Origin of the sequence: Helicobacter trogontum, assembly GCF_000765905.2 — a bacterium.
In the GTDB taxonomy this organism is placed as follows: Bacteria; Campylobacterota; Campylobacteria; order Campylobacterales; family Helicobacteraceae; genus Helicobacter_A; species Helicobacter_A trogontum.
In genome coordinates, this window is record NZ_JRPL02000003.1 from 1 (window position 1) to 12,622 (window position 12,622).

General features: G+C 33.6%; 4 protein-coding genes. All 4 read right to left on the reverse strand.

Annotation, left to right across the window (positions count from 1 at the left end):
- Positions 1-7,282, reverse strand: a 7,282-nt coding sequence (locus LS81_RS11190; RefSeq protein WP_161976738.1) for a putative barnase/colicin E5 family endoribonuclease, incomplete at its 3' end; no start/stop codon positions are given.
- A gap of 90 nt (positions 7,283-7,372) precedes the next feature.
- Positions 7,373-9,490, reverse strand: coding sequence for a hypothetical protein (locus tag LS81_RS01905; protein WP_034344170.1), 2,118 nt, complete (start codon positions 9,488-9,490; stop codon positions 7,373-7,375).
- Between the two features lie 63 nt (positions 9,491-9,553).
- Positions 9,554-10,129 (reverse strand): phage adaptor protein, encoded by a 576-nt coding sequence (locus LS81_RS01910; RefSeq protein WP_034344168.1) that lies wholly within the window; start codon positions 10,127-10,129, stop codon positions 9,554-9,556.
- Positions 10,130-10,138: 9 nt separating this feature from the next.
- Positions 10,139-12,121: a hypothetical protein gene (locus LS81_RS01915; RefSeq protein ID WP_034344166.1), complete on the reverse strand. Its 1,983-nt coding sequence runs from the start codon at positions 12,119-12,121 to the stop codon at positions 10,139-10,141.
- Positions 12,122-12,622 lie beyond the last annotated feature (501 nt).

A 12,622-nucleotide genomic window follows, 5' to 3' on the forward strand; every position in this document is an offset into this window, starting at 1 on the left:
TTTTTCTAGCAGTTAATCTTTCTTGTATGTCGTGTAATGTTAATTGCTGTGCATTGGTATTGCTTTGCACTTGTGACAAGCCTTGCTCTTTGGCTTGTTGTGTTAGCTCGTTTGTATTTTTTATGCTAGAATTAGAGCTATCAATCTTGTTGGCTAAAGATTGCGAGGCTTGTAAAAGCTCTGGCGTGTAGAAAATTGACTCGGAGTTTGGAGATTGATAGATTATTTTTGCTCCCTTTTCTACTTTATTTTTTAATATGTTTTCTTTCTTTGGTGCATTTGAAATACTGATTAAAAAATCATCTGTTTCCAAATTAATGCTTGTAAAATACTGCTTGTCATCGATTTTCTTTGCTAAAATAATCATTTCATCTATATCTTTTAAAATATAATCTGGATTATCCAAAGTCTCCTTTACCTGCGGTATATATCGCTCTCTTTCTTTACTCACAAGCTTTAATAAACTCCCCTTTGTGAGTTTTATTTCTTTACCACCTAGAGCTTGTTGTATCTCTTGTGAGTGTTTTGGGATATAGCTTTGTTCTAGGTTTTCAAGCCCAAAGGTTTTTAGCCATTGTTCTTGTGTCTCTTTGCTTAGAATCTTTTCATTGCCTCTCTTATCTGTGAATGAAATGTCTTGTAGCTCTGTATTTGCATGATTAGCCCTATTTATATCATATACTTTTTGATAGGCTTTTAGTATGTCTTTATTAGTTGATTCTTTATAATGGCGTGTCTGATAGCTTGTTTTCATAACTTCTTCTAAATACTTCTCTTTAAGGTTATTGTTTTGTAGCATATCTGCCATACCCAAACATCTTTGTGCTATTCCACTATCCTTAAAGCCAAATTCCTCTGCAAAAAATTCAAGCACCTTTTTTTCATTAACCATGAATTCATCAAACTTATCTGTTTGTCCTGCGTTTATTTGCTCTATTAGCTCTATTTGCTTTGATTCTTGTTCCACTAGCCTTTTTCTTGTTTTTCCACTCTCGCTTAGTATAAAGTCTGGTATTTTTATGACTTCTTTGTTGTCTATCATTTTATAGCTATGATATTTAGGGTTAAAAACATTATAGCGTTCATCCTCATGCCATGTATTCTTTTTCATGTTTTCAACAAGTATGCTATCAGTCTGAAAAGGCTTTCCCATCACATTACCAAACTGATCTAGTGCTTTATTTTCAGTATGCTTATGATAAGGCAATAACTTTATCTCTTGTGTGCTCTTTTTAAACTCCTGCACTGAATCTAAGAAATCATTAGTCTTAGCATTAATGTCGTTTAAATGTGCTTTTAGATTGGCATTAGCCTTGTAGGGCAGTGCCTTTATCTCATGAGATAAAGGCTTAAAGTCTAGGGCTAATGTAGGCTTATCTAGGGCTTTTATTACACTCATATACTCTTTATAGAGATTATGAAATATAAAGTTTTTTATCGCTTGTGAAGTTAAAGGCAGTGCATTGCCCTTAGAATCTACAATAATACTAAAAGGCAAGGACATGAAATCTTTAAAGCTTTTTTCTAGCTTTTGCAAGGTATTTAGGGTTTGCTTATACTCAAGGAGTTTAGCTTCATTACGTGCTAATAGTTTGGGATCTTGTGCTCTGTTATAAGAGATTAAAGCATTATTTGCCTCTTTATTTGTGTTATAAGGGATTAGGACTTGTGTTGTGTTATTTTGTGGTTTTATGAGATTTGCAATAAAGCTTGGTTTAGATTGAGTAGAGACTATGTTAGTTTTTGTTGTAGCTTGTGTTAAAAGATTATTGCCTAAGCCTTGTATTTTTGGTCCTGCATGTTGTATAACATTATATGGCATTAAAGCCTTATTGCTATTTGCACCTAATTCATTCTCTATATCTTTTATAGCTTCTTTGGTAAAGCTAATATTATCTTGCACTGCATTTAAAGCTCTTTGTGTTTGGCTTATAATAGTGCTATTAGTTTTTAATATGCTTTCCTCATCAAGAACTTTAAGGCTCTTTAAACTCTCTTCTAGTTCTCTTGCTCTCTCTTGCAACATCTCATATTGTTTATATATATTGTCTAAATGTCTTTGTGTTGCTTTTTCTAATTGTATTTCTCCATTTTCTATCCTTCTTTGGAATTCAGCCATACCTTGTCTATCAAACTCTACTTGTGTATTATATGGGATTTCTCTTTCCATATCTTGCTTTGTTTGTTTTATTGTGGTAGCGTTAGGGTTAGGATTTTTGCCACTACTATGGTTAGCGGGGTATGTAATCTGCAAGTCAGAGGGCTTAGTAGTAGTTCCGCCCGATTCTAATATATCAGACGCACCAGCAACTTCTCCGCCTTTAAATCCGTTATTGTAAATCACCTTAGATTTTTGCAATTCATTGTTAATATTATTTAACTCTCTTCGTGTATGGCTTGAGAATATCCATTCATTATTAAAATCTTTTGCAACACTCATGAAATATCGATTTTTATCGCTATCCACAAATTCTTTAATGAATAATATGCCTTTCCCATTGTCTAAAATAAGATTAGGGTGTTCAATTGTTGGCTTAATATAGGGTAAAAATGCTTCTCTTTGCTTATTATCAAGCTTTACAAGACTTCCTAACTTTAAGTGAAAATCTTGCCTAATTCCCGCTTTATCTAGAGCCTGTCTTATTTCATCGTTAAACTGCGGTATAAAATCCTCTGTAATGCTTTTAAGGTTAAATTCTTTTAACCAAGCTTCTTGTAGGTTTTGTGGGATTTCTCTTTCCATATCTTGGTTTGTTTGTTTTTGTGTGGTAGTATCCTCTTTAGAGTTTGATAAGGGAGCCTTATCTGTAAAAGTGTCGTGGTAGGAAGTCTCGGCACTTCCTCGCTTTATTTGTGGATTGTATTCGTATGCAGTTATTACCCATTTATTTTCACCTTTACCATTAAAACCTTTTGACAAACCTACTCTATATTCTTTGTTGTTTTTACTTAAAATGATTGTATTAACTCCATTTTTGCTTAATACTTTTCCTTTTTCTATAATTTCATTAAGCCCATTAATCAGTTTAGTCTCTTTTGTATCTCCTATAAAATCCTTAAATTCATCAATATGTTTTTCTAATATCTTAACAAGTCCAAAGCCTTTGGCGTCTTTACCGCTCCCTTGCACTTCTCCCCATACCAAATCAATATCCCCTAAGCCATCTTTATGGAATGCACCTGCGACTTGTCCTTGTTTGACTTGTAATAAATGCTCTATTGCTAAAGCACCCTTGCCTTGAAACTCTGCGTAATTTTCTCCAAATTGTTGTAAAGGGATTATTTGTTGTTGAGCCACTCCCTTTATAGAATCTACAACCCCCTTATGTAAGCCCTGCATATCCTGTTCTGTTTTCTGCATAGCATGATTAATAACTGCTTTATACTCTATTAATTGTGCTTGGTGTGCATTGATGGCATATTGTGTTTGCTGTGCTTCTTTTATGGTATAAAAACTTGCAATGTGATCTTTTTCAAATTGATCTTTCCAATATGATAGTTCTCTTAATATCCTACCTGTTTCTTTATCTTCTTTTGGCATATTCTTAGAGATAGAATCTATACTAACATGTATAAAATCTTTTGTATCTCTTGCATATCTTAGTGCCAGAGCTAATTGATGTTCTAGACTTTGATGAGCAAGGTTTTCAGATAAAGCCCCTGCAAATCTTGACATACTCTTATGCACAAAATTATAAAAGAGTAACAATGTCCTCCCAAATAATCCACTCGCACTGCTTATAAGCACATTAGCAGGTTTGCTGCCTATACTTCTTTGCACCGCTTGTAAAAACTCATTGTCTGCATGATAAAGCTTTTGGGCTTGTTTGAAGTTAGCAATTAAGCTCTTTAAACCAGAATCTGTAATGCTGTGTTCAATCTTTTCTAAATCCTCTATGAGTTCTTGCCATTTTATTGCTTTTAGCTGTCCGTTTCCATTGGTGATATTCTTTTGTATAAGCTCCTTTATAACTTGGGCTTGCAGGTTTTTATCTGTATTGTTTGCAATTTTGTTAAAGACTTTATTGTTAAAGCCCTCACTTCTTTGTGCTTGTTTTAATATTGCTTTGTTAAAGTTTTCATTACTTAGATCTTTTTCTTTTTTTTTCGTTTTTACAACGTCTTTATAAAATTCGCTTTCTTTGAATCTCGCATAATCTGCATACTCTTTATTGATGTCTTTGTAATTGTTTAAAAGCTTAGTTGTATTTATTCCGCTTTTGTTCTCTAAATCTTTAAGACTAGATTCTATAGCAGAATCTATTTCTTTATTGATAGCTTGCAAATGCTTGTAGCTTGCGTTTTTAAAATCCTTAGAACGCAATATATCATTATAATATTTACGAATATCAAGCAAATCATCTATCTTTAGAGCTATATCCCCTTGTGTATTGCTTCGTGCTTGAAGCTTTTCTAGCATAGCACTGATAGTTTGTCCTGCATTTGTTACATGCGGTATAGATTGTTTTAAATTGATTAAAGTATCTTGTATGTTCTTTGCAGTATCGCTAAAATCTAGATGATCTAGCGAACGCACAATATCAAATTCTACCCTGCCATATCTTTCTTTTAACCCTTTTGCATAGTCGCTATCCATATCTTTAAACATTCTTTGCGTTAGAGCTTCACTCTCTATACTTTTTGCGACATTATTTGCCCTTTTATCTATGAATTTTCCAAAGTTTTGGGCAAGTGTTGGATTTTTAGAGATAACACTACTTAAAGCAGAATGCAAGGCTTCATTTTGAGCTACAAAGCGTAAGAACTTTTCTCTTTCAATGCGTGTAGCCTTACCTTCAAACATATCTTGCAGTATATCCATTATAGGACGATTAGATTCCATACTTGTAGTTTGAAAGCTTTCAAAATCTTTGCTTAAAGCTTCTAGCTTTTCTTTCCCTTTTGCCATACTCTCTTTATTGATATATTTTTCATACTGCCATGCAGCTTTTAATCGCTCTAGCTTTGGGATACTTGTATCGCTCTTATACTCTGCAAGGCTTCTGCCATTTAAGAATTGTTTTTGTGCGGTCTGCATTATAGCTTCTCTTTCGTTGCTATCTAGTGCATTTTTAGCTAAGAAGTTTGTCACTGAATTGACATTGCCATGAAGGAATAATGCAGATTTATTGCCAATGTTTTTTGCTGCTTGTTGTATATCAAACTTGGAAAATACATCTTGTGCTTTAGCTACGCCTTTAGCCATACCCATTATAGCCGCATTTCCAATTAGATCAAGGCTTGCAGCCTCTAGTGCCTTTTTTACACCCAAATCACTATTGGCATAACCAGTCACAATTTTATTGATAGCAGAATCTGTTAATGCTCCAATGCTTGTCCCAATCATAGAACCAAGAATACCACCTGTTAAAGCTCCAGTAGCTTTCCCTGCAGCACCTCCAATTTTTACTTTACTTGCCCCCTGCATTGCCCCATATGCAGCACCAGCAATACCGCCTATTACCTCGCCCTTAGCCGCATAAAGACTATAGAGTATGCTAGACATTAAAGTAGGGTTGATCGCATAAGCTTTTTGCCCCTCTTTTTCATTCATGATAGCAATGAGTGTATTATCTTTAGTGAAGGCAAGAGAATCTAAATCTTTGTATTTTTCATCTTTTTTCAAGATAGTTGCAAAATCACTTAGAAAAGCTTGTTTTACCTCTTTTTGTATGTTTTTATCTCGCAAGAAATTAAATATTCTGCCATAATCGTGCTCATGCTTTATTGTTTCAGCAATTCTATCAAGGTTAGAGTCTGCATAGACTTTAGCAGGGCTGCTCTCATATTTTTCTTTTGCTTCTTTGAGTTTCTTGTATGCTTTTTCTTTTAGTTGTGCTTGTTTTGAAGGTGAATCTTCATTGAGCATATCTGCATAGATATCTCTAAATTCATTGAAAGCCTTAGAAGCTCCCTCGCTCACACTTATTGCCATATCCATATACTTAAAGAACTCTTCTACATGTTGGTATTGCCCTTCTGGTAGCAAGGAGGTTAGCCCAAAAGTAAGGGTATCTAGTGCCCCTTTTGCTATATCTCTCTGACCATTAATATAACTTGCGAAGTGGCTATGAGCATTAAGTGGTCTTCCATCTATTGTTGTTATGCCTTCAAGATTTTTTTTATATTCTCCTAAAACCTTTTCTAATCCACCTGCTTCTAGTATATTAAAGCCTTCAATCGGACTAAATCCATTTTTTATTTGTTCCTCTAAGTTATTTTTATTATCAAATTTATATGTATTGTTAAACCAATCTGAAACTTGTTCTAAGTATCCCTTGTCTTTTTGCTCTCTTTCTTGTTTTTTTGTGCTAAAATCCTTAAGTGCTGTAACAAATTCTTTTATGTCACGTTGTTTGTTTGTTGTATCTGCTTCCTCATTTTTTGCCTCTTCTTTTGTCTCTGTTTTTTGAGGCTTACTCTCTTTAAACTTTATCTTAAATCCTACATTCCCTCCACGTTCATAAAATCTTGCCAAACTTTCATAATCTGTAATATCATTGTCTTTTAATATGCCATATTGCATGTATTGTTCTAAAACATTTTTATATTCCTTTGAATCTTTGCCATAAGTCTTTTTGGCAGTCTCAAGAGCTGCTACTGCCCTATCTATTAATCTAAATCTTTTAAAGACTTCATCATCCACATTTGCATCATCATCGATATTGTGTAATAGATTTGATTTTGCTGCCATAGCAAGTTTATAGTTTTTAAATTCATGCGGTTCGCCTAAGAATGCAGTTGTGTTTCTTGTGTATGCAGATTGATTAAAGTGTGTATCATATTTTGTTGCTTCTCTTTCTCTTTGCAATGTGCTTTTCTTGGATTTAAATGGTGTTTGTGGAATCTGTGCTTGTTGTGTAGTCTGGCTTTGTGGTTTAAAATCTTTGTTACTGCTTAGAGCTATTTCTTTATCAAAGGCATTTGCATGTGTGTTATTTTGCGTAGTGGTGTATGCTTGTGTAGGCGTGGTATTTGTTTGTGGTTTTGTAATGCTTTCTTGTGGTAGCATGTTTTGACTTTGCGTGGATGAGACATTGCTACCTATATTGATATTACCGATATTTTGTTGTGTTTGTTTATCTTGTGGAATTTGTGCGTTATTTGCAGTATGTTGTGAGATTGTGTTTTGAGGTATGTTTGTGTTCTGTGCGTTTAAATTAGCATTATTTACGCTTTCTTGTGCTTGTTTTAATAGATTTGTAGTTTTTAGTTCTTCAAGTGTAGAAGAAATAAAATCTTTATCTTTTTCTTGTTGTTGTGGTGTAAATAAATAACCCATGCAAACCCCTTGAGAATCTTTTTGCATGAGTTTAATATAAGTAAAAGCATAAGTATATATCGGTTATTTGCTACCTATCATCCATTATATTTAGCCCTTATTTATCGCATATACCCTTTGACATGCCTTTGTGAAAAGTTCTATTAATTCTTTATTACTCAATGTGTAGATACTCTCCTTTAACCTCATTTTATACAGATCTTCTTCATAAGTTTCAAATAATTCATCTTTCATATCAGTTTCATAAGCTTTTATAAATATCTCTCCTATTACATTAGGTTTGATATTAATAAAATCTTGCCTTTTTTCTGGTGTATTTGATACATTATTGTCTCCTGCTGTGTTTTTTTGCAATGCCCATGTTTCTTTTACTTGCTGCATTGTATAATTTACTCCTGCTTGTGCATATATGATAAAGAAGTAAAGTTCATGGATATAATCAGTGTCTATTGGATCATTCCAAGTTTGATTAAAGCTTTCTACCTTTAGCTCTTCTTTTGTTTCATTCCTAGTAATATAACTATTTGGCTCTTTAGAAAAGATCACATCAAGAGAATTAAGCTCTACATTGCTTGTATTCTCTTCTTCTGTAATAAGATTTCGGGTAATAAGTTTATCAAGCTCTTTTACCCATATTGTAATATTTGTAACCAAGCTTTCATGGTCCATGTTCTTAACAAAGTCTTTGAGCTCATAGTTATATTCAATCCCTTCTATGACTTGTATTTTCTCTTGTATAAGGTTTTTTAATGATTCCAAATGTGCTTCATCTCTATTTGCAACAAACTGATACAAGTTAATATAACTTCCAATATTAGCAAGCAAGACAAGCCCATATTGCTCTAGTGTTGTTCGCATGGTAGGATCACTCACCCTATACGTATCATATATTGTTTGCAACTCTGCTTTTTTCTCTTGACTAAAAGGTTTAAATATAACATTTGGTAAATTCTCATTTGTTGCAATTGCAATAAACTCTGAAAAAGCAAGAGATAACACATATAAATAGCTTAGCTCCTCTATATTAAACATACTCATATCAAAACGATATGGAGCTACATTGATCATTTCTGTTTGTTCCTCTGGCTCTGGCTGTGTAGGGGGTGTAATGATTTCTTTTTCAATGACTTTTATAGCTACTGCTCTGCGTATAGTTTCATTATCTCTCACTGCTTCAATAATTAGCATGGTATCACCTTTTAGATTTGCAGTGATTTCTTTTGTGGTCTCATCAAAACTTGCAATAGTATCATCTTGCATATTGCTTGTGAAACTTGGAGCATTTGTGATAATCTCTATTGTTTCTTTAGTCCCTCTTTCTAATTCTAGCCTATCAGGTTTTATGGCAAGTGTTAAAGGCAATATAACAGGCGGTGTTTGCGTGTCTTCTTTTGGTGGCGTTGTAGGTATATTTTGTGTTACATCATTTGGATTACTTGGTTTTGATATAGCCTCATTATTGCCATTTCTTAATTCAAAATAGACTATATCTATATGCCCATTTACAAAACCTTTGCCTACAGAAATAGGCACTACTTCATTTGGTGCAAGGCGAAATACTCCAAATCTTACTTGAGCATCACTTCCAAGCAAATCTCCATCAAATGCTCCGCTAGAAAGCTTTATGTTTTGGGTTTCGCTTCTATATCTATACTGCCCATTGCCCCAATCCCAACCACTCTCCCAACCTCTAATCGTCCAAGTCCTATAATTTTGGTACTGCGTGATTGTATTTTCTGCTATGTTTAAACCTGCATTGGCACTCAAATAGCTCCCAAAGCTTGAGGGAGTAGCAAGGCTTTGTGGTGGATTATGCACATAATCTGTTCTTCTTAATACCTTATCATAGATTTGAGTTCTATCATCTGTTTTATCATCAATTTGCCACCCTCCTACAGGATCACTCCAAGTGCTAGGATATTGTGTTCCATATCCCTTAGTCTGTGTGCCATATCCACTTGCCCCAACACATAATACAAATATAACACATCCTTCTCTTCCAGCAATAAAGATGTCATTTTCTCTATAAGTCTTAGAGATGGGAGCATAATAATCACTTGGATTTATTGTTTGATTTTGGAATCTTAAAATATTAAAAATACTTGGCTTTTTAGCAATCCATTCCTTTTTTGTCTGCGTGTTGAGATTAAATTTACTTGTATATTCATCTCTTGGCTTCGCGATAGTTGAGACTTGAATTTTATTCATAATAATCCTCTCTTTAAGTGTTTTTAGACATTATGCAAAATAGTGTATTAACAGATGTGTTTCTCATAAAAGAACATAGCTGCTTGTCAAAAACCTACTCTCATGCATTCTGTAAGTATCTCTTTGTAATTCTTTGATCTCATTTTCATATAATCCCTTATAAAAGCTAACTTCTTGCAGTGCATTTGCACTAGGCTTTTTTTGCAATAACAAATACAAGGCATGAAACAACAACGCATTGTGAGCAATATATGTGATATTGAGTTTATCTTCTTTACCCACAATGATGTAGTAACAATAATATGTCATGATATAATTTCCAGTCTTGTTAAATATAATCTTATCATTATTAATACTCACATATTCATAAGGTTTTTGCCCTGTTTGATATGCTCTTAATATAGGGATTTCTTTATTATCCCTTTGTATATTCTTTATATCTAAAAAGTTTGTGGGTAAATCTTGCACTAAATCTTTTTGTATCTTATATTCTCGTTGTTGCAAAAAAAGTCTTAAGATTCTTGCTAAATTAATATAAGCTAGATTAATGCAATCAAGTATTTCAGTATCATTCCATTTTTCCGACTTTTCATCATGCAATCTTGATCTCACCTCTAATAGTAGTCTAGATACTTCCATAAAGCCCCTTTATACGCTTTGTGTCTCATCCTCTTGTTCTGTGCCATCTTCTGCTTGTTGTGCTTGTGAGATACCTTCTAAAGTATAGCTAATACTTACAAAACCAGATGTCCTACCCTCACCAATAGTTATATTTATACTTACTCCGCCCTCTAAGAGTGCAGTAAAAAAGCTACATTCTCCACTGCTCCCACGTCCTGCACTCGATCCAAGTCCTCCATTAACACTCTTTAAATCCCCAAAGCTAGTAATCCCACCATTCTTGCTAGAATTATCATACCCGCTACCGCCTTGCAAAAATATAAGATAATTTCTCTTAGCTCCTAGTGGTGTGGTCCAAGTTTGAGTTTGTGTGATATGCTCTGTTTTAAAATCATGTCCAAATGCGATCAATTCGCCCTTAATGCCAAGTATTTCAGCATTAAGCCTTGCAATCTCTGCCATAAACGCAGCTCCAGCTCCAGCAAAAGCCTCATTGATACTATTTATAGAATCTGTTTTGGTGTCTTGAAGCTCTACTAAATAGTCTGCTTTATGCTGCGTAAGTTCTTCGATTGCCTCATCTGTTTGCACATTAATTAAATCAAGAATTACTTGTTTTGTCTTTTGCAAACTATCAAGACTTGAGAGCGTAGTAATATTGATTTGATCAAGTGCTTCTAACTTTTTATCATCAATAAGTTCTATAATCTCTCTTGATAAAGAATCCAAAGCATTTGAATACTCCTTAAAATCCCCTAGAAGCAATGCTTTATAATCAAGCAATATTTCTTTTAGTTCTGCTTTATATTGATCTCCTAAAATGCTAATAGCCTCTAGCATTTCTTGCTTCTTTTGTTCTCCCATAGTATTAATCAAAGCTTCTAATTGATTGATTTTTGCTACAAGCTTATCATAGCCCATATTTACTAAGCTTGTATGCCAGAACTCTACCTGATCTCTATAGCTTCTTGTCTCCTCTTTGATTGCTTCTATATCAATTTGGAGTGCTTTCATATCATCACGCAAAGTAATACAATCATTTTTTATATTCACACAAAAACTTGCATAATCATCACATAAAACATATAATGCAAAGCTCTCATCATGGTAATACTTTGTTTCATGTTTTAAAAGCTCATAATACTCCCTCTCCTTTGTGAGTGTTTGCATAATCACCTTAATATCTTTTACTTCTGTCTCTAGGGCTTGTATTATGGTTTCAAACTGCGTTAAAGCCTCATCCCTTTTATCTAATATATCTTGCAAGGCTTGTTTTAACTCTTCTTTCAATTGAGTTACATCTCCTTGAAAATCATTATTTACATAATCAAGTGTGCTTAAAAGTCTTAAAAGCTCTCTTGAAGTGTTAAGCGTCTCTCGCACTTGTGCAAATATATCACTATTTGCATCAACCAAAGGATTGAGATTAAAGGGTGGGAAATTATGTGGATTCTTTAAAATCTCTTGAATGATTTCTTGTGCTTTCTTTGGATCCTTTAAAATATCATTTAAGATAAAATCAGGACTTAAACCATTTTCTATATTATTTAATTGCTCCTTGATTGCTTCTAGCTCTTTTTTAGTCGCCATGTCATCATTTGCATTTGCTTCTAGATCAGCTTTTATCTTGTCTTGCTCTAGTGCTTCAGCTGCTGCTTCTTGCCTTAGGGCTTCTAATTGTTTTTTTAGCTCAACTAAAGTGTTCCCAATATTTGGATCATTAGGATCTACTGGCTGATTAAGCAATAAATCATTGATTTGCTTTTCTAGCTCTGCAATCTTATCGTTTTTCTCTTTTAATTGTTCTGCAAACTCTTTATTAAGTTGCTCTAGGGCTTGTTTTTGTTGCTCAATAACCTCTTTTAATGCTTCATCGCCTAAGGACGCATTAAGCTTTTTTAGAATCTCTTCTAGATTTTTTTCAGTTACATAAATATCGCCTGTTGTTTTATCGATTGGTTGTACTTGATTCTGTGTTTGGTCTTGTGTCTGATTTAATTGTGTAGGCATTATAACTCCCATCCGTAATAAAATGCCATATTGTAGAGAAAAACATACAAAAAGCAAATATCGGTTAAGATTTTAATATTTATCTTTGATTATAGATAATTAAGCGAATAGTGGATATAATTCTATTTGAGGTTGCTAACCGAAAGGGTCGCGACCTTTCGGTTAAATCTAAACAACCTTGTAGAAAGGAAGTTTATATGAACGCCGAATTGCTACTAACAATTCTTGGGTTTATTATATCTTTTTTGAGCTTAATTTTAGCTTTGCTAAAATAGGTTTTAAAGGATAAACTAAGAATGCCTGTGATAAGCAGGGGCAAAGCTTTTTAGCTTTGCTGTAGTCGCAATAAAAAGTTTTTATTTTGATTTCTAAGACTTTAAGATTTTTGCAAACATAATCGCATAAAGCAGATTCTGCGTGCAGCAATATCTTTGATTGATTTTAAGTGCTGTTGAAATTTTTATGAGAGTGTATATATAATACATGACCGAAACAAAATTT

Excerpts from the sequence above, each read along its gene's own strand:
- LS81_RS01905 (WP_034344170.1), bottom strand. The coding sequence starts at position 9,490 with ATGAATAAAATTCAAGTCTCAACTATCGCGAAGCCAAGAGATGAATAT.
- LS81_RS01910 (WP_034344168.1), bottom strand. The coding sequence starts at position 10,129 with ATGGAAGTATCTAGACTACTATTAGAGGTGAGATCAAGATTGCATGAT.
- LS81_RS01915 (WP_034344166.1), bottom strand. The coding sequence starts at position 12,121 with ATGCCTACACAATTAAATCAGACACAAGACCAAACACAGAATCAAGTA.